The organism is Sphingobacterium sp. Lzh-3 (genome assembly GCF_046764375.1).
Taxonomy (GTDB): domain Bacteria; phylum Bacteroidota; class Bacteroidia; order Sphingobacteriales; family Sphingobacteriaceae; genus Sphingobacterium.
Window position 1 is genome coordinate 5,630,010 of sequence record NZ_CP177226.1, and the last position, 20,484, is coordinate 5,650,493.

Below are 20,484 nucleotides of genomic sequence, written 5' to 3' on the forward strand. Positions count from 1 at the left end.
GCTAGATTAACGCATTTTATAAAATAAACAACATGAGCAAATTGAGATTAGCATTTATATTCTTTACGATTTTATTTATTTCATCACATACGCTATTGAAGGCACAAACTCCCGCTGCGGCTCCCGCTACTACAGCAGCACAACAGGATAATGCCTTCAAATACAGCCCGGATGGATTAAAAAAAGGAAGTTTGGCAAATCAATTTGACCACCTGAATTATATTTCGAAAAACAACTATGATTTCAAGATGGTACGAAAAACCAATCTTGATATTGTGAAACGAAATGTAATTGATACCGTAGCAAAACTCCACAAGGAAATCAGCTCTTTAAAATCATCTTCAAGCAACTATACATCCAATACCAAAACTTTACAAGATTCAATTCAGGTTTTAAAGGATCAGCTGGCACAGGAGAAGGAAAAAACAGAAAGTTTCTCTTTCTTGGGAATCAATACATCTAAAACTTTTTACAATACTGTTGTCTGGACGATCATTGCGGTATTGGCAGTAGCAGCATTTATCTTTTTATTTTCTTACCGGAAAGCGAAAGTGGACACGGTGGAATTCCAAAAAACGGCCGAACAGTCGCAAGAGGAATTCGCTACCTTCCGCAAAAAATCGATGGAAAAGGAACAACTGCTCAAGCGCCAGTTGCAGGACGAACTAAACAAAAAAATCTAGTCCTGCTTTCATAAAATAGCAGCTTTATTGTGACCGACCTGTAACGAATCCTAGAGACACTCCGTTACAGGTCGGTTTTATTTAATCAGGTTTCACTCCTAAATACGAACAAAAGATTCAGTGAAGTAAAGCTGTAAATTTCAAAAATACCTAGCCGGATAAAAGAGAAAAACTATATTTGCAGGTATAGAAATCGAAACGTACAGAATTACAATCGATAACATTTTGACCTACATTAATAAAATTGTAATTTAATTGCAAATTCTATTTGTTTTTAAAAACGAATAACCTTATTTTTGCTGACCAAAAAAGAGGCCTTTTATGTCTCTTATATAAAATTGATTAATAAATATTTAGTCCCTATAATATGCCCAAGATTGGTAAAATAGCGCAGATTATCGGCCCAGTTGTTGACGTCAACTTCGCCGACAGTGAAAATCTACCTAAAATTTACGATGCATTGTACATTCAAAAAGAAAATGGACAACGTGTTGTATTAGAAGTTCAACAACACTTAGGTCAGGATCGTGTACGTACAATTGCCATGGACGCAACTGAAGGTTTAGTTCGCGGAATGGAAGTTGTCGATACTGGTGCTCCTATCAAAATGCCTGTTGGTGAAGAAATCAAAGGTCGTGTATTCAATGTAGTTGGTGATGCCATAGACGGGATCCAAAATTTGAATAAAGAGAATGGTCGTCCTATCCACAACGTACCTCCTAAATTCGAAGATTTGTCAACTGAATCCGAAGTACTTTTTACTGGTATCAAAGTTATTGACCTTTTAGAGCCATATGCTAAAGGTGGTAAAATTGGTTTATTCGGTGGTGCCGGTGTAGGTAAAACTGTATTAATCCAAGAATTAATCAACAATATCGCAAAAGGCCACGGTGGTCTTTCTGTATTTGCCGGTGTAGGTGAACGTACACGTGAAGGTAATGACTTATTGCGCGAGATGTTGGAGTCTGGTATCATCAAATATGGTGAGCACTTTATGGAAGGCATGGAAAAAGGCGAATGGCCTTTGGATACTGTTGACCACGAGTTGATGAAAGATTCTAAATGTACTTTCGTATTCGGTCAAATGAACGAGCCTCCTGGTGCACGTGCACGTGTTGCTTTATCAGGTTTGACAATTGCGGAATACTTCCGTGACGGTGATGGCGAAGGTCAAGGCCGTGACGTATTATTCTTCATCGATAATATCTTCCGTTTTACACAAGCAGGTTCTGAAGTATCTGCCCTTTTGGGTCGTATGCCTTCAGCCGTAGGTTACCAACCAACATTGGCAACTGAGATGGGTTTAATGCAAGAGCGTATTACATCAACTAAAAACGGTTCTATCACTTCAGTACAAGCAGTCTATGTACCTGCCGATGACTTAACTGACCCTGCGCCAGCGACAACTTTCGCTCACTTGGACGCAACTACAGTATTGTCCCGTAAAATCGCTGAGCTAGGTATCTACCCTGCTGTGGATCCTTTGGATTCTACATCACGTATCCTTTCTCCTGCCGTTTTAGGTAACGAACACTATAATACTGCACAACGTGTAAAAGAAATTCTTCAACGTTATAAAGAATTGCAAGATATCATCGCCATCTTAGGTATGGACGAATTATCTGAAGAAGATAAATTGACAGTACACCGCGCACGTCGTGTTCAACGTTTCTTATCACAACCTTTCCACGTTGCAGAACAATTTACAGGTTTAAAAGGTGTATTGGTAGACATCAAAGATACCATCAAAGGTTTCAATATGATCATTGACGGTGAAGTAGATGAGTACCCTGAAGCTGCCTTCAACTTAGTAGGTAACATCGATGATGCTATCGAAAAAGGTAAAAAATTATTAGCAGAAGCAGTTTAATCTAGATTATATCTAAGAATAATGAAATTAACAATTATCACTCCAGACAAATTAGCATTCGAAGGCGAAGTAACATCCGTTACTGTACCGGGCACTGCGGGTTCTTTTCAAATTTTGAAAGACCACGCTGCCATCGTTTCTACTTTGGAAGATGGAAAAGTAATTATTCAACAAGGTAAAGGTGGACAAGAAGTGTTCATTAAAGGTGGTGTTGTGGAAGCAAAAGACAATGTCATTACCGTGCTTGCTGAAGGAATTATCGGAGATTAAATCAAATCGATTTTATAAAATCTAAAAAGCTTCCGATATTTCTATCGGAAGCTTTTTTTTTAAAGTTTTTTTGACATTTTCTTCATTTTAGGAAGAAAATTGGCCATTGTAACAAAAAATAATTTTTTGCACCTGTAGACCAATTTTAAATATGGTATACGACTAACAAAATATAAAACCGAATAAAACGAATTTTTGTAAAATAAAATTTCACAAAAATAGATTTAATGAAATTTTATTCTAAATACAAAATTAGCACTTTACCTATTGCCAATTATTGTAATTCCTGCTACCTTGAGGAAATGAAAATCGAAAGTTTTTATAGAAGCTTGAGATAGCATGATTTACCACCAATATTACAACAAAGGGAACTATTATACTTAGGTAAATTTTGGGTTATGAAATATTACGACAAAAACACATTGATCTATTTGGACGGAGCTTTTGTAAAAGCTTCCGAAGCAGCATTGGATCCCTTTGCACAGTCACTGCATTATGGGTATGCGGTGTTCGATGGTTTACGTGCGTATAATACCCACAATGGCCCCCGTATATTTAAAGCTGACATGCATTTCGATCGCTTAAAGAGATCGTGTGAAGCAGTTAATATTCCCTATCGTTGGAGCAACCGAGAGCTGATCGACATCTGTTATGAGCTCCTGGCCAACAACAACCTAAGAGAAGCTTATATACGTCCATTGGTATTGACCGGTTCAAATATGCACCTAACCTCATCAACCGAAGCAAGCATCATGATGGCAGCATGGGAATGGGGACCCTATCTTGGTCAAAACCTATTAAAGGTATGTATCTCTGATATCAAAAGACCTAATCCAAAGTCGTTTAAAATTGACTCGAAGATCTCTGGGCAATATGTAAACTCCATCCTTGCGACAACAGAAGCCATCAGGAAGGGTTACGACGAAGCGTTAATGCTCGACCACGAAGGCTACGTTGCCCAAGCATCCAGTGAAAATATTTTCATCGAAAAGGATTTCAAAATCTATACGCCGCCAGCGAAGAATATCTTCCCGGGCATTACACGCCAGACTGTAAAAAACATCTGTAAAAAATTAAACTTCGAAGTCATTGAAAAGCAATTGACAGTAGAAGACATTTACACTGCTGACAGCGCTTTCTTATGCGGGACTGCGGCAGAAATTATCGGAATCAAACAAGTCGATGATGTCATCTACAAAGAAGCCTGGGAACACAGCATAGGTGCATCAATCCAAAGAAGATATAAAAATTTAGTATTAGAGAACGAAAATTATGAAGTCATCATCTAACGGCGAAAACGCAATGAACAAATACAGCCGTACATTTACACAAGACGAAACGCAACCTGCTGCAAAAGCAATGCTTTATGGTATCGGTCTTACGGATGCCGACATGGACAAAGCACAGGTCGGTATTGCCAGCATGGGATATGATGGTAATACGTGTAATATGCACTTAAATGATTTGGCACAAATCGTCAAGAAGGGCGTTTGGAACAATGATTTAGTGGGTTTGACCTTTGGAACCATTGGCGTCAGTGACGGTATGAGTAACGGTACCGATGGGATGCGTTATTCGTTGGTAAGTCGTGATGTGATCGCGGATAGTATCGAAACGATCTGTGGTGGACAATATTATGATGGCCTGATCTCTATTCCTGGCTGTGACAAAAACATGCCCGGTGCTATTATGGCAATGGCCCGTTTGGACCGTCCTTCGTTAATGGTATATGGCGGTACTATCGCTCCAGGCCACTATAAAGGTGAAGAATTAAACATTGTGTCCGCATTTGAAGCATTGGGACAACGCATCTGCGGCAATCTTTCCGATGAAGACTATGAAGGCATTATCAAACATACCTGCCCTGGTGCTGGTGCTTGTGGCGGTATGTATACAGCAAATACCATGGCTTCGGCAATTGAAGCCTTGGGAATGAGCTTACCATACTCATCTTCCAACCCTGCGATCTCGGAAGAAAAGAAAAATGAATGTTTAGAGGCAGGTCAACATATCCGCACACTACTTGAGAAAGATATCAAGCCCTCTGATATCATGACACGTAAAGCATTTGAGAATGCGCTACGTACCATTGTTATCTTGGGCGGTAGCACCAATGCTGTACTTCACTTTATCGCAATAGGCAAAGCCGTAGGCGTAGATATCACGCAAGACGACTTTCAACGCATGAGTGACGAAACCCCTGTATTAGCTGACTTCAAACCATCCGGTAAATACTTGATGCAAGATCTGCAGCAATTTGGCGGAACTCCTGCTGTCATGAAATATCTTTTAAATGAAGGTTTGCTTCATGGCGACTGTATTACGGTAACAGGAAAAACGGTCGCTGAGAACTTGGCTGATGTTAAATCAATCATGGAATATGACCAACCGATTATCAAACCATTGAGCGATCCAATCAAGGCTACTGGACACTTACAGATTCTTTACGGGAACTTAGCAGAGAAAGGCTCTGTTGCCAAGATTTCCGGTAAAGAAGGTGAAAAATTCACTGGTCCTGCACGCGTATTCGATGGAGAGCATGATTTAGTGGCCGGTATTGCATCTGGTAGAATCAAACCAGGCGATGTTGTCGTGATCAAAAATGAAGGTCCTGTTGGAGCACCAGGCATGCCTGAAATGCTTAAACCAACCTCCTTGATTATTGGTGCCGGTCTTGGTAAATCTGTTGCTTTAATTACCGATGGTCGTTTCTCAGGTGGAACACATGGTTTTGTCGTAGGGCATATCACACCAGAATCTTACAAAGGCGGATTAATCGGTCTTGTACATGATGATGACATTATCGAGATCGATGCAGTGAATAACAGCATCAATGTGCTGCTTTCCGATGAAGAGATCGCGCAACGCCGTGCCGCTTGGGTACAACCAGCGTTAAAAGTTAACAAAGGAGTTTTATACAAATACGCTAAAACTGTTGCCGATGCCTCAGAAGGCTGTGTAACGGATCAGTAGAAAATAAAAACAGAGACATTAAGCAAATAGAGACCTAAACAATCGATGCTTAATGTCTCAGATCAAATATCTAAATACTAAAAAGACTGAATAATCAACAATAAAAAAATCAACGTAATGAGTACACTGGAAATAACAGAAAATAAGGCCGCTACAGCGCAGGAAACTCCGACACAAATTTCGGGATCGAAAGCTGTATTGGAGGCCTTATTGAGCGAAGGAGTTGATACCGTATTTGGTTATCCTGGAGGCGCAATTATGCCGATCTATGATGCCCTTTATGATTATACGGATCGTCTGAAGCATATTTTAGTGCGCCATGAACAAGGTGGAATCCACGCGGCGCAAGGTTATGCAAGAACTTCAGGTCGTACAGGCGTCGTCTTTGCGACAAGTGGTCCTGGAGCAACAAACCTAGTTACTGGACTGGCTGATGCCATGATCGATAGTAACCCTATCGTCTGTGTCACAGGTCAGGTCTTTGCTTCACTCTTGGGAACAGATGCTTTTCAGGAAACAGATGTCATCAATATCACGGCACCGGTCACCAAATGGAACTACCAAGTCACCGACGCAACTGAAATTCCAGCTGCACTCGCAAAAGCATTTTATATTGCCAGCACAGGTCGTCCAGGACCGGTATTGATCGATATCACTAAAAATGCACAAATGCAATTGTTCGATTACTTCGGTTATGAAAAATGCAACCACGTACGTAGCTATAGACCTGCACCACAAGTTCGTAAAGAATATGTTGAGCAGGCAGCCGAGTTAATCAACAATGCAAAAAAACCATTTGTTCTTTTTGGACAAGGCATCATTCTTGGAAAAGCAGAGGAAGAATTCAAAGCTTTTATTGAGAAAACCGGCATTCCTTCGGCATCGACTGTCATGGGGTTAAGTGCACTTCCAACGGATCACAAACTTCACGTAGGGATGTTGGGTATGCATGGTAACTATGCACCAAATGTCATGACCAATGAATGTGATGTTTTAATAGCCATCGGTATGCGTTTCGATGACCGTGTAACAGGTCGTTTGGACAAATATGCCAAACAGGCAAAAGTAATCCATTTGGATATAGACCCGGCAGAGATTGACAAAAACGTACAGACAACCGTACCTGTATGGGGCGACTGTAAGGAGTCACTTCCAATGCTGACGGAATTGGTAAACGCTACAGATCACTCCGCATGGCTTGCACAATTCCGTGAACTTGAAAAAGAAGAAATCAAAGAAGTCATCCAAAATGAACTTCACCCACAAACCGATATTATGACCATGGGTGAGGTCATCAATGTGTTGAATGAATTGACAGGCGGTGATGCGATCATTACAACGGACGTCGGTCAACACCAAATGGTAACTTGTCGCTATGCTAAATTCAACAACAGCAAATCGAATGTAACCTCAGGGGGCTTAGGAACGATGGGCTTTGGTCTTCCGGCCGCAATCGGTGCCTGGTATGGCGCGCCAGAGAAAACTGTCGTAGCAATCATCGGTGATGGTGGTATACAAATGACGATCCAGGAGCTAGGAACGATAATGCAATTTGGCGCAAAAGTCAAAATCATGATCCTCAATAATGAATTCTTGGGCATGGTACGTCAGTGGCAGCAATTGTTCCACGACAGACGTTATTCATTCGTGAATATCACGAGTCCTGACTTTGTTGCTGTAGCGAAAGGCTATTACATCGACGGTCAGAAGATTTCGGAACGTAAAGACCTACGTAATGCCCTGAAAACCATGATTGATCACGACGGAGCATATCTATTGGAAGTGATGGTAGGTAAGGAAAACAATGTATTTCCAATGGTTGCACAAGGAACATCGGTATCTGAGATACGTTTAAAGTAGAATTTAACATGGAAAAACAAGAATATACCATCACCCTATATACAGAGAATTCAATCGGTCTTATCGGTCGGATCTCAACAATCTTTTCAAGAAGAAAAATCAATATTGAAAGCTTGAATACTTCCCCTTCTGAAGTAGAAGGAATACATCGATTTACCATTGTCATTACAGAGGCAGAGGATGTACTGCGTAAGCTTTGCCGTCAGTTAGAAAAACAAATTGACATTCTTAAAGCCTACTACAATACCAATGATGAAGTAATATGGCAAGAACAAGCCTTATATAAGGTCCCTGCCGATGTTGTCAATGAAAAGGTATATGTAGAGCGTTTGCTACGTCAATATGGTGCCAACGTCGTTGTGATCCGCAACGACTATATCGTATTTGAAACTGCAGGTCACCGCGAGGAGATCGATAAGTTGACAGAAGAATTGACCAAATATGGTTTGATCGAATTTGTCCGTGGCGCACGTATCGCCATCATTAAAGATAGTGCGGGCTTCCATTCCAAATTGGTTCAGTTTGAAGCCAAGGAACCATCGATAGAAATTGTAGAAAACGAGTATCTCGACAAAAGAGATGACGTATTTACGATGTAAGCTTTAATAGTATTATGCAAGAGACATTTAAATTTATCTTAAAGTCACGTCAGAAATTCATTGAATTACTTGACGGCCTTTCCATTGAACAACTTAACAAAATTCCAGCGGGATTTAACAACAATATCATCTGGAATTTTGCGCACATTGTTGTCAGTACACAGACCTTGATCTATGTCCGTACTGGAATTAAAGCTGATACGACTTGGGTAAAATATAACGAAGATTATAAAAAAGACACCAAGCCAACCCGCTTTGTTGAACAAGCAGAGGTTGATGAATTGAAAGAAATCGCAATCCGCAGTATTGAGCAAATTGCAGCTGATTATGAAAATGGTGTTTTCGGAGAAATCACTTCCTTTTCAACAGCAACCTATGGTTATCCGATGGAGAGTATTGAAGAAGTGATTGCCCTGACATCAGGACACGATAACGTTCATTTCGGTTACGCAATGGCTCAACGCAGATTAGTACAATAATTAAAATAAATAATCAACAACCAATAACAGAAAGAAAGTAAAACAATGGCAAATTATTTCAACACCTTACCGCTTAGAGAGCAGTTAGAACAATTAAGTCACGCTGAATTCATGGACAACACCGAATTCACGGATGGTGTAAACGCTTTAAAAGGTAAAAAAATCGTAATCGTAGGATGTGGTGCGCAAGGCTTGAACCAAGGTTTAAACTTAAGAGATAGCGGACTGGACGTTTCTTATGCATTACGTAAAGAGGCTATTGAACAAAAAAGAGATTCTTGGAAAAATGCTACAGACAATAACTTTAACGTAGGCACTTATGAAGAATTGATCCCTACTGCGGATGTGGTTATCAACTTGACACCAGATAAGCAACACACTTCAGTAATCAATGCGGTAATGCCCTTGATGAAAGAAGGCGCTACGTTATCGTATTCACACGGTTTCAACATCGTTGAAGAAGGTATGCAGATCCGTAAAGATATTACGGTTATCATGGTTGCTCCAAAATGTCCGGGTTCTGAGGTTCGTGCAGAATACCTTCGTGGTTTTGGTGTTCCGACTTTGATCGCCGTTCACCCGGAGAATGATCCACAAGGAAAAGGCTGGGCAGAAGCAAAAGCATATTGTGTGGGAACAGGTGGCCATAAAGCAGGTGTATTGAAGTCTTCATTCGTAGCTGAAGTAAAATCAGATTTGATGGGTGAACAAACGATTCTTTGTGGATTGTTACAAACAGGTTCCATCTTATCTTTTGACAAAATGGTCGAAAAAGGAATTGAGGCTGGTTATGCATCCAAATTGGTACAATATGGTGTAGAAGTTATCACGGAAGCCTTGAAACATGGTGGTGTAAGCGGTATGATGGATCGTTTGAGCAATCCTGCGAAAGTGAAAGCTTTTGAGATCTCCGAAGAACTGAAAGACATCATGCGTCCTTTATTCCAAAAACACCAAGATGATATCATGTCAGGCCACTTTAGCAAGACGATGATGGAAGACTGGGCAAACGGTGATGCTAACCTATTGAAATGGAGAGCTGAAACGGGCGAAACTGCATTTGAAAAAACGCCAGCTGGTGATGTTAAAATCAACGAGCAAGAATATTTCGATAACTATACATTAATGGTTGCATTTATCCGTGCAGGTGTTGAATTGGCATTCGAAACAATGGTTGAAGCGGGTATCAAACCTGAGTCAGCGTATTATGAATCATTGCACGAAACACCATTGATCGCTAACACAATCGCACGTAAGAAATTGTTCGAGATGAACCGTGTGATTTCTGATACAGCTGAATATGGTTGTTACTTATTCGATCAGGCTTGTAAACCGTTATTAGCAGACTTCATGAAAACTGTTGACACGGACTTAGTAGGTAAAAACTTCAACGAGGGCAGAGACGCTGCAGTTGACAACGCACAATTGGTTGCTATCAATGAAATTTTGCGCGATCACCCTGTAGAAATCGTTGGTCGCAAATTGCGTAAAGCGATGACCGCAATGAAAGCGATCAAAACTGTTTAAAAGTTCATACGAGATTATACATGCTCCAAAAATCATGAATATTTCGTAATTTAGTATATTGAAACCAAGGTGATATTGAGACATTTGCAATATCACCTTGGTTCATATAAAAATAACATAAGAGAGAATAAAAAATGTCAAAAACATTAGTAGAAAAGATTTGGGATGCGCACGTCGTCAAGCGTGAAGAAGGTTTTCCGGATATTATATATATCGATACCCACTTGATTCATGAAGTTACTTCACCTCAAGCTTTCGATGGCTTGCGTAAAAGAGGAATCCCAGTTTTTCGTCCAAAACAAACGGTAGCTACTGCCGACCACAACGTACCGACCCTCAATCAACATTTACCGATCAAAGAAGAGCTATCCCGTTATCAAGTTGATATGCTCACCAAAAATTGTGCTGAATTTGGTATTGAGTTATATGGTTTGGGGCATCCATACCAAGGGATTGTACACGTTATTGGTCCGGAGCTGGGGATCACCCTACCAGGTAAAACGATGGTCTGTGGCGATAGTCATACCTCAACACATGGTGCATTTGGAGCTATTGCTTTTGGTATTGGAACCTCTCAGGTTGAACAGGTCTTCGCAACGCAATGTTTATTGCAGTCGAAGCCAAAAACAATGAAAATTGAAGTCAACGGTACCCTTCAAAAAGGCGTTGGGGCAAAAGATATCATCCTATATATCATCTCCAAGATCTCTGCTGCGGGTGGTACGGGTTACTTTATTGAATATGCTGGTTCAGCGATCCGCTCATTAAGCATGGAAGCACGTATGACCATTTGTAACATGAGTATCGAAATGGGTGCACGTGGAGGCTTAATTGCTCCGGATCAGATCACTTTCGACTATGTAGAAGGCCGTGAATTCGCACCGAAAGGTGAGGAATGGGATAAAGCCCTAGCGTACTGGAAAACATTGTATTCTGACGAAGATGCCATTTTTGATAAAGTGTTGACTTTTGATGCTGCAGACATTGCGCCAATGATTACTTATGGTACCAACCCAGGCATGGGTATGGGTATCGCGGAGCATATTCCAGCAACTAATGCACAACCGGAATCAGAAAGGCCATCGTACCAAAAAGCATTGGATTACATGGGCTTTAAAGATGACTCAACAGTCTTAGGCAACCGTGTTGATTATGTTTTCATCGGAAGTTGTACCAATTCCCGTATTGAAGATTTACGTGAAGTAGCTTCATTCGTTAAAGGCAAGCAAAAAGCACAAGACGTGGAAGTATGGATTGTACCGGGCTCAAAACAAGTAGAAAAACAAGCTAAAGAAGAAGGCTTGGATAAAATATTTGAAGCGGCAGGATTCCAGTTACGTGAACCAGGATGTTCCGCATGTTTAGGTATGAACGAAGATAAAATCCCTGCTGGTAAATATTGCGTTTCGACTTCAAATAGAAATTTCGAAGGGCGTCAGGGACCGAATGCCCGCACCATGCTGGTATCTCCTTTGACAGCAGCAGCAGCGGCAGTAACAGGTAAAGTAACAGATGTAAGAGAGTTGATCTAAGCAGAAAAAAATGAAAAAATTTGAAACTTTAACGTCACCGGTAGTCCCTCTACCTATCGAAAATATTGATACCGATCAAATTATTCCCGCACGCTTTCTAAAAGCAACCACGCGTGAAGGTTTTGGTGATAATTTATTCCGCGACTGGCGTTTTGATACAGACAATCAGCCCAAAACTGACTTTGTACTGAACAACCCGACCTATACAGGGAAAATATTGGTTGCCGGTAAAAACTTTGGTTGTGGTTCAAGCCGCGAGCATGCTGCATGGGCTATTCAAGACTATGGTTTTGACGTGGTCATCAGCTCATTCTTTGCCGATATATTCAAAGGAAATGCCCTTAACAATGGTGTATTACCGATTCAGGTACCCGAAGAGTTTTTGGCAAAAATTTTCGAATTGGTGCACCAAAATCCTAAAACTGAAATAATCGTCGATCTGGAGAAACAAACAGTCATGTTGACAGAGACAGGTGATCAATTTGAGTTTGAAATCAATCCATACAAAAAATCATGTTTGATCAATGGATATGATGACATTGATTTTATCCTTAACCAGAAAGATTCAATCGAAGCATTTGAAGCAAACAGACAATGGTAGATCCTGTCGTCCATATTGCCAATTTAACCATTCAGTACGGTAAAGATACCGTACTGCACGACTTAAATTGGCAAATTTTTCCTGGCGAACAATGGATCTTAGGCGGTCCGAGCGGTACAGGAAAAACCACCCTTGCAAAAGCGATTGCCGGGCAATTGAAGTATGAAGGCGAGATTACATTCCACCTTGATCCAACAAGCCCACTGCCGGCAAAAATTCACTACGTTTCCAATTGGTTTCAATTTACCAATCTTGAAGGCGATCGCAATTTCTATTACCAACAACGCTACAACAAATTTGCAAAAAACGATACATTAACGGTTTTTGCTGAGTTGAAACATTTTGCGCAAGAAGAACAGCTTTCTTTTGAAAACGTACGTTCTTACCTGAACATTTTTGGATTCGAAAATTTCAAAGATCAGCAGTTGATTGAACTTTCGAGTGGCGAACACAAGAGGCTGCAATTGGTCAAAGCGCTGTGGCTTCAACCTCAGGTGCTCATTATCGACCAGCCTTATACAGGACTAGATGCACAGTCTCGGGAAGATCTTAATCAGATTTTTGATCAACTTGCAGATAAAGGCGTTTCTTTGTTGCTCATTAGTAATGATGATGAACAACCAAGCTGCATCAATCGTTTTGCGGAGATCCAACATGGGAAGATTGTTATTCGCCAAAATAGCAATGCGCTATCCAGAGGATTGCCCCGCACAAGAAAAGCACTCCCTTATTTTTTGCAACGCGCCCCAGAAGTAACTTCTCCGATCATGGTAAAAATGAACAAGATCAATATTTCTTACGGCGAAAAACAAGTCTTAAAGAATATTGACTGGGAAGTAAAAGCCGGCGAAAAATGGTTGTTACAAGGGCATAATGGCTCTGGAAAATCCACGTTGCTCAGCCTCATCAACGGCGATCATCCACAGGCCTATGCCAATGATATCCATCTTTTTGGCAAAAAAAGAGGATCTGGAGAAAGCATTTGGGATATCAAAGAACATTTGGGTATTATATCGCCAGAATTGCATTGGTACTATGATATGAATGCCAACGTTGGGCAGACTATTGCTTCTGGATTTTTTGACTCCATGAGCTTATACCAACGATTAGGATTTGAACAACAGCAAAAGCTCGAGCAAATTCTCCATTTTTTTGACCTTAAAGAGGTCAAACACAAAACCTTGGGGTCGTTACCATTAGGCCAACAACGTTTGGCCCTATTGGCCCGCACGATCGTGAAGCATCCAGAATTACTGATTTTGGACGAACCTTGTCAAGGCTTAGATAAAGAGCAGACCCAGTATTTCAACGATGTCATTGATGACCTCAGTAAAAGTGGCCAAACGCTCATTTATGTAGGACACTTCCAGACACAACTTCCAACCTGCATTGACAATAAAATCGTGTTGGAAAAAGGAGAAGTAAAGGCTGTATCCAAAGTTATCCACAAAAAAGAGCCTTTATCAACATAAAAAATGTGGATAACTTCAATTAATTCGAAAACAAGAACAAAAAAATAAAAAGAGAATCAAGCTATCGGCAAAACACTGGGAATCAAAAGTCAAAAATAAAGACAATACAATTGGGCTTAGGCCTATCTTCCAAAGTTTCAATATACATATCGCTGATAGCTCAATACTAAAAATACAATGAAGAAAAATATTTTAATCATACCTGGAGATGGCATCGGCCAAGAAGTAACAACTTGGGGTAAAAAAGTTTTAGAAAAAATCGGTGAAAATTATGGTCATGAATTCAGCTTTGATGAAGCTATCATGGGTCATACTGCAATTGAAGCTACGGGCAATCCTCTTCCTGATGAAACATTAGCGAAAGCAAAAGCTTCTGATGCGATCCTTTTCGGCGCCATTGGCCATATCAAGTATGATAATGATCCTTCTGCTAAAGTAAGACCTGAACAAGGCTTGTTGAAAATCCGTAAAGAACTAGGTCTTTATGCAAATCTTCGTCCAATCCTTTTATTCGACGAGTTATTGGATGCTTCGAGTTTAAAGCCTGAAATTCTTCAAGGTACAGATATCCTTTTCTTCCGTGAATTGACAGGTGATGTGTATTTTGGTGAAAAAAACCGCAATGAGGACAACACCTTTGCGTCAGATCTGATGAACTACCACCGTTACGAGGTTGAACGTATCGCGCGTAAAGCTTATGATGCAGCACGCACACGTAACAAAAGATTATGCTCTGTTGATAAGGCCAATGTATTGGAAACATCCCGTCTGTGGAGAGAAGTGGTCCAGGAAATCGCAAAAGAATATCCGGATGTTGAAACCGAGCACATGTTTATCGATAATGCAGCCATGCAATTGGTTAAAAATCCGAAGAAATTCGATGTGGTATTGACAGCCAACCTTTTTGGTGATATCTTGACGGACGAAGCCTCACAGATCGCAGGCTCTATGGGCATGTTGGCCTCTGCCTCTGTAGGTGATGGTACAGGCTTCTTCGAGCCTATTCATGGTTCCGCTCATGACATCGCTGGTCAAAACAAAGCAAATCCACTTGCTTCGATTTTATCTGCAGCCTTGATGCTTGATATTAGCTTTGGTTTACAGGAAGAAGCAAAAGCTGTTACCAACGCTGTAGCTGAAACATTAAAAGCGGGTTGGAGAACCGGTGATATTGCCAACAGCAGCACAGAAGCTTCAAAAATCTTAGGTACTCAGGAAATGGGTGAAAAAGTATTGGAGTTTATTAAATAGTATACCCTTTTTAATTTGTAAATCTTTTGAATTAAGAAATTATGTTACACGATCCTAATCATCTTTACATTTTCGACACCACCTTACGTGATGGCGAACAGGTACCAGGCTGCCAATTAACCACTCCGGAGAAAATTGAGATTGCTAAAGACCTGGAAAAACTAGGGGTAGATATTATCGAAGCCGGTTTCCCAGTGTCTAGCCCTGGTGATTTTCAATCGGTGGTAGAATTATCTAAAGCGGTGAACGATGTTATTATATGTGCATTGACCCGTGCCAATCAAAACGATATTGACGTAGCTGCCGAGGCATTAAAATATGCCAAACGCCCACGCATCCATACCGGTATTGGTTCTTCGGACATGCATATCAAATATAAATTCAACAGCACAAGAGAAGAAATTTTAGAACGTGCTGTTGCGGCTGTAAAACATGCCAAATCCTATGTGGAAGATGTCGAGTTTTATGCAGAAGATGCTGGTCGCGCAGACTTGGAATTTCTAGCTAAAATGGTTGAGTCGGTCATTGCGGCTGGTGCTACGGTGGTCAACATCCCTGATACAAACGGTTATTGTTTACCGGATCAGTATGGGTCAAAAATCAAGTATCTCAAGGAGAATGTGCGCAATATCGATCAGGCAATTATTTCCGCACATTGTCACAATGACCTAGGACTTGCAACAGCAAATTCTATCGCTGCCATTCAAAATGGAGCCCGCCAGGTAGAATGTACAATCAACGGTATCGGTGAACGTGCCGGAAACACGTCGCTTGAAGAAGTAGCCATGATCCTTAAAGTACACAACCAGTCGTTTGGAAGCTTAACATCAAACATCGATAGCCGCATGTTTACGTACTTATCGCGCAAGGTAAGTGAAATGATGAACATGCCTGTCCAACCGAATAAAGCAATCGTTGGCCGTAATGCCTTCGCGCATAGCTCGGGTATTCACCAAGATGGTTTCCTAAAACACCGCGAAAACTATGAGATCATCAGACCAGAAGATGTTGGTTTGGATGAAGCTGATATTATCCTGACAGCTCGTTCAGGTAGACATGCCCTTAAGCACCATTTGGAGCGTTTAGGTTTCCATCTTGAAAAAGATGATTTAGCAGATTGCTATCAACGTTTCCTGGTTTTAGCCGACGAAAAGAAAAATATTTGTGATGATGACCTAAAAAGCCTCATCCAGGAAAAAATATAAAAAAAGGAAGGCTGCAGATGCAGCCTTTTTTTATCATAAGTACATTTTTTTAAAAGGATCCACATGACACATAGCTGATTATTATTTTAGCATGTGTTCAGACGGTCTTCCATTCAAAATCAACTAAATTTAAACACTGTATAGGTAGAATCTCTCATATAACAGCGAATATCTGCGTTTTATTTGCTACCTTAACTAGGCAATCATCTAACAATGAATCTATCAACCTTAAACATCAATTCAGAAGCTACACTTGACCGCATCAAGTCTGTGGTCAACAGAACACCGCTTCAATATAATCGGCATCTGTCCGAAAAATACGGTGCCGAAGTCTATCTCAAACGGGAAGATTTACAAGTCGTACGTTCCTATAAATTACGCGGTGCCTACAATAAAATTATCTCCTTAACAGCGGAAGAGCGACAACGCGGCGTTGTATGTGCGAGTGCAGGTAACCACGCCCAAGGCGTTGCTTTCTCCTGCAATAAACTCGACATCAAAGGTGTGATATTTATGCCGGGTCCGACACCACGCCAAAAGATCTCACAAACGGAAATGTGGGGTAACGGTAATGTAGAGATTATCTTGACCGGAGACACTTTTGATGACTGTCAAAAAGCGGCGCTGGCCTACACAGAAGAGCATGGCATGACTTTCATCCCGCCATTTGATGATCTCAAAGTTGTGGAAGGACAGGGTACTGTGGCCGTTGAAGCTTTACAAGATCTTCCCGATATGGATGCCATATTTATCCCAATTGGTGGCGGTGGACTTGCCGCGGGAGCAAGCTATTACCTGAAGAGTAAAAACAAAGCGATCAAATGTTATGGCGTTGAACCCGAAGGAGCTCCTTCTATGCAAGCGGCTTTGACACATGGCGCACCGATCGAGCTCGAGCATATCAACAAATTTGTTGATGGGGCCGCCGTTAAAAAGATCGGTGCAACGACATTTGAAATTGCCAAACAATTGTTGGATGATACACGCTCTATTCCTGAAGGAAAGATCTGTACCTGTATCCTAGAGCTGTATAATAAGGATGCCATTGTCGTTGAGCCCGCGGGTGCTTTATCGGTAGCTGCTCTTGAATTTCACAAAGATGAAATTAAAGGCAAGAAAGTCGTCTGTATCATATCCGGTGGAAACAACGATATCGACCGCATGAGTGAAATCAAAGAATTGTCTCTGCTTTACGAAGGATACAAACATTATTTTATCGTTCGTTTCCCACAACGCCCAGGTGCATTGAAACTCTTCGTTTCTGAAGTATTGGGACCTAAGGATGATATTACCCGTTTTGAGTTTATCAAAAAAACAGAACGCGAAAGAGGTCCAGCGCTAGTCGGCATTGAGCTCAACAAGCCTGAGGATTACGAAACATTGATTGAACGCATGAAAGAATACAAGTTTGATGTCATTGAAATCAACAAAGACCAGACACTATTTGAATATCTTGTTTAAATAATAGGTATAAATGAAAAGAGCCAGTGATTCATATCCTGGCTTTTCCCGTTTATATAACCAAAACACCTCACCCAAAGTCTTCAAAAAAAACTAACAATTCCATAATTTAAAAACCTTATATTTAATTGTTTAATCAATAATATACGCAAAATGAGAGTACTAATTTTAACAATCCTGACCTTAATAGGTCAACTTACCTTTGCTCAGACCGACAAAAGTAAACGCCCGAGTCCTCCAGACAACACCAAAGTAACCACCACCGATGGTGTCACGATCGACATTAATTATAGCCGCCCTTCTTTGAAAGGCCGTCAGCTTGGTGTTGATATCGCCCCTGTCGGCATTGTATGGCGTACTGGAGCGAATGAAGCGACCACCATCGAATTTAATAAAGATGTATTGGTTGAAGGCAAGAAATTAGCCGCTGGAAAATATGGTCTTTACAGTATCCCTGGGGAACACGAAACAACAATTATGTTTAATAAAGTGTGGAATCAGTGGGGAACAAAATATGATGCCAACGAAGATGCGCTCCGCGTTTCCGTAAGCAACGCAACTGCAAGTACCTCACAGGAACAATTTAAGATCAACGCTACTCCGCAAGGCACTATCTCCTTGGAATGGGGACAGTATGTTGTTCCATTTACGGTTAAAGCGAGCAACTAAATTAAAAACGCATTATCAATGTAATCGGTACGGTACGATCGAACGATTTTTTAATCAAACAACAGACCGTCCGATTACATCATTCTTCGCTTTTTTCAGCCTTATTTTTTTAAAAAAAACTTATTTGCTTATCAATCCGCTTTATTCATCCCATATTTTGTCATAAAAGCATCGTATTCGGCCTCATCGCGGCACATCTTATCATACCAGTTCTTTTTAAGAATCAGTGTGGTAATACCTAATATCAGTATACTAGTTAGTAAGCCCTGTCCCTGTTGAATAACAATATACATCGGAATTAAGGTCAAACAGCATTGCCATACAATCCCCACCCCAACATTAAATAGATCGCGCTTAAAGTGATTGTTCGCTTTAAGATCGGGGTATTTCTCCAACGCTTTTTGGTGAATTGGCCCCCAAAATCCCCAGGGGCGAACACGAACATAAAAATCGACCAACACCGATTCCGCTGTTGGCTTAGATAACCAAGTTCCAAGTAGGCAGCCCAGTAAGGATAGGACAAATAAAAAGGGGAAATAATAAAGCGGCAAAGTATGTGGGAAAAACTGAGGCAGAATAATTGCGCCGAATATGCCTGTCAACATTCCCCAAAAAAATCCGGTCCCATTAAATCGCCACCAATGCCACTTAAGCACATTCGCGGCAATATATCCACCATAGAGTGCCGAAACGATCCACTGTAGTACCGAATTGATGTTTTGGACATATAATCCGATGATCGTGCTACAGACAACCACAGAAACAGAAACAATATAACTCAAACGAATCTGTTTTTTAGACGAAGCCGAACGATAAAAAAATTTCAGCAAGACATCATTGACCAAATACGCTTGTGCTGCATTTATCGTTGAAGCAAAAGAAGACATAAAAGCAGCCAGCAGTCCAGCCAATAATAAACCTGTCAATCCAACCTTCCCAAAACGACTAATTGCTTTGGGTAATATGATCTCAAAATCCATATGGCTTCCCATTGCTGTAAATTCGTCCCGAAAGAACACAAGCGCTAACACCGTAAAACCCATGATCATCAGATAACGTGGGATCAGCAAGATAACAGATACCGAACCGCTCATTAACGCGGCCTCTTTTGGTGACCGACAAGCAAGAATCTTTTGCATATCGTAGTTGGCCGCGGGCCCGGCCATACTCATGAAAATACCTTTGAAAAGCATCATCATCACAAATATGGTAAACAGATTGTATTGATCATGGGCTATTCTGTCCATAATAGAAGGGAGTACCTTACTCCAGTCCATGTCCAAATGCCAGCCAAAGAAGGGAGAGTCCCATCCCGCGGGTGTATTGGCGGCCAACAACTCAGGACTTACCTGCTGTATTGCGATCACTGCGATTGCAATGCCGGATACAATCATGATTCCGAACTTCACCATATCTGCCCAAACGATACTATGCATGCCGCCAAGCATGACATAAAATGTCGTAATAGCGGTAAAAAATATGCCATACAACTGGGGAACATTCATTGGGTCAATAGTTAACGGAATGAAGCGCGAAAGCTGTTCCCAGGGGAAGAATACCTCCATAAATTTACCGATTCCGATAAATCCATAACATAGAAAACCCAATACCGCTACAATGGCGTATAGAATGACGATGGTGTAAGCTCCATCTGCACCCTTACCATGCCCAAAACGGGTCCGGATCCATTCAGCACCTGTCAACACATTTGAACGCCGCAGCCATACCGAAAGGTAAACCATCAGGAAAATCTGATTAAAGACAGGCCATAACCAAGGAATCCACATACTCTTAAGGCCATAGACAAAGGCAAGATAAACCATCCACATCGTGCCCGAAATATCGAACATCCCCGATGCATCAGAAATACCAAGCATATAGTAAGGAAGTGACTTCCCTCCCAAGAAATAAGAGTCGAGATCCTTAGAAGCTCGCTTTTTAAGAATCAGGCCAATGACAATCATCGTCAGCAAATAACAGACAATGATCACTATATCTATTACGGAAAGTTCCATGAATATTCTTCTCGTGG

The 20,484-nt window shown here is 41.0% G+C and carries 17 protein-coding genes; 16 read left to right on the top strand and 1 reads right to left on the bottom strand.

Features of this window, described 5'->3' with window-relative positions; all coding sequences use genetic code 11:
• Positions 1 to 32: 32 nt before the first annotated feature.
• The 16 genes from ACLCDV_RS23645 to ACLCDV_RS23720 all read left to right on the top strand — a co-directional run bounded on the left by ACLCDV_RS23645 (position 33) and on the right by ACLCDV_RS23720 (position 18,452).
• Positions 33 to 683 (top strand): hypothetical protein, encoded by a 651-nt coding sequence (locus ACLCDV_RS23645; RefSeq protein WP_088163102.1) that lies wholly within the window; start codon positions 33 to 35, stop codon positions 681 to 683.
• 367 nt (positions 684 to 1,050) lie between these two features.
• Positions 1,051 to 2,553, top strand: coding sequence for a F0F1 ATP synthase subunit beta (gene atpD / locus ACLCDV_RS23650; protein WP_201669666.1), 1,503 nt, complete (start codon positions 1,051 to 1,053; stop codon positions 2,551 to 2,553).
• A gap of 21 nt (positions 2,554 to 2,574) precedes the next feature.
• Positions 2,575 to 2,823, top strand: coding sequence for an ATP synthase F1 subunit epsilon (gene atpC / locus ACLCDV_RS23655; RefSeq protein ID WP_120335003.1), 249 nt, complete (start codon positions 2,575 to 2,577; stop codon positions 2,821 to 2,823).
• A 398-nt stretch (positions 2,824 to 3,221) separates the two neighbouring features.
• Positions 3,222 to 4,112, top strand: coding sequence for a branched-chain amino acid transaminase (locus tag ACLCDV_RS23660; protein ID WP_333577140.1), 891 nt, complete (start codon positions 3,222 to 3,224; stop codon positions 4,110 to 4,112).
• The gene (gene ilvD / locus ACLCDV_RS23665; RefSeq protein WP_088163104.1) at positions 4,096 to 5,796 is read left to right on the top strand and encodes a dihydroxy-acid dehydratase; all 1,701 of its coding nucleotides are present in this window, start codon (positions 4,096 to 4,098) and stop codon (positions 5,794 to 5,796) included. Before ACLCDV_RS23660 ends, ilvD begins: the two co-directional genes overlap by 17 nt.
• A gap of 117 nt (positions 5,797 to 5,913) precedes the next feature.
• Positions 5,914 to 7,656 carry a biosynthetic-type acetolactate synthase large subunit gene (ilvB, locus tag ACLCDV_RS23670; protein ID WP_411972398.1) on the top strand — a complete coding sequence of 581 codons (1,743 nt, stop codon included), beginning with the start codon at positions 5,914 to 5,916 and terminating at the stop codon, positions 7,654 to 7,656.
• Between the two features lie 8 nt (positions 7,657 to 7,664).
• The gene (gene ilvN, locus ACLCDV_RS23675) at positions 7,665 to 8,255 is read left to right on the top strand and encodes an acetolactate synthase small subunit (RefSeq protein ID WP_070570155.1); all 591 of its coding nucleotides are present in this window, start codon (positions 7,665 to 7,667) and stop codon (positions 8,253 to 8,255) included.
• Between the two features lie 14 nt (positions 8,256 to 8,269).
• Entirely contained in the window at positions 8,270 to 8,734 is a 465-nt protein-coding gene (locus tag ACLCDV_RS23680) for a DinB family protein (RefSeq protein ID WP_317669366.1), read from the top strand.
• A 45-nt stretch (positions 8,735 to 8,779) separates the two neighbouring features.
• Positions 8,780 to 10,261 (top strand): ketol-acid reductoisomerase, encoded by a 1,482-nt coding sequence (ilvC, locus tag ACLCDV_RS23685; protein ID WP_201669670.1) that lies wholly within the window; start codon positions 8,780 to 8,782, stop codon positions 10,259 to 10,261.
• A 134-nt stretch (positions 10,262 to 10,395) separates the two neighbouring features.
• The gene (gene leuC / locus ACLCDV_RS23690; protein ID WP_313267485.1) at positions 10,396 to 11,793 is read left to right on the top strand and encodes a 3-isopropylmalate dehydratase large subunit; all 1,398 of its coding nucleotides are present in this window, start codon (positions 10,396 to 10,398) and stop codon (positions 11,791 to 11,793) included.
• A gap of 10 nt (positions 11,794 to 11,803) precedes the next feature.
• A complete protein-coding gene (leuD, locus tag ACLCDV_RS23695) occupies positions 11,804 to 12,394 on the top strand; it encodes a 3-isopropylmalate dehydratase small subunit (RefSeq protein WP_333625789.1) in 591 nt (196 codons plus the stop codon).
• Entirely contained in the window at positions 12,388 to 13,866 is a 1,479-nt protein-coding gene (locus ACLCDV_RS23700) for an ATP-binding cassette domain-containing protein (protein ID WP_411972399.1), read from the top strand. Before leuD ends, ACLCDV_RS23700 begins: the two co-directional genes overlap by 7 nt.
• A gap of 177 nt (positions 13,867 to 14,043) precedes the next feature.
• Positions 14,044 to 15,117, top strand: a complete 1,074-nt coding sequence (leuB, locus tag ACLCDV_RS23705; protein ID WP_088163110.1) for a 3-isopropylmalate dehydrogenase — start codon at positions 14,044 to 14,046, stop codon at positions 15,115 to 15,117.
• 41 nt (positions 15,118 to 15,158) lie between these two features.
• Entirely contained in the window at positions 15,159 to 16,322 is a 1,164-nt protein-coding gene (locus ACLCDV_RS23710) for a 2-isopropylmalate synthase (protein WP_286832229.1), read from the top strand.
• A gap of 213 nt (positions 16,323 to 16,535) precedes the next feature.
• Positions 16,536 to 17,783, top strand: coding sequence for a threonine ammonia-lyase IlvA (gene ilvA, locus ACLCDV_RS23715; protein WP_075994373.1), 1,248 nt, complete (start codon positions 16,536 to 16,538; stop codon positions 17,781 to 17,783).
• 153 nt (positions 17,784 to 17,936) lie between these two features.
• Complete coding sequence (locus ACLCDV_RS23720; protein ID WP_317669363.1) at positions 17,937 to 18,452, top strand: DUF2911 domain-containing protein; 516 nt, start codon at positions 17,937 to 17,939, stop codon at positions 18,450 to 18,452.
• 131 nt (positions 18,453 to 18,583) lie between these two features.
• Here the strand turns inward: ACLCDV_RS23720 and ACLCDV_RS23725 are convergent, their stop codons facing one another.
• Positions 18,584 to 20,467: a sodium:solute symporter family protein gene (locus ACLCDV_RS23725; RefSeq protein WP_411972400.1), complete on the bottom strand. Its 1,884-nt coding sequence runs from the start codon at positions 20,465 to 20,467 to the stop codon at positions 18,584 to 18,586.
• Between the last annotated feature and the right edge of the window lie 17 nt (positions 20,468 to 20,484).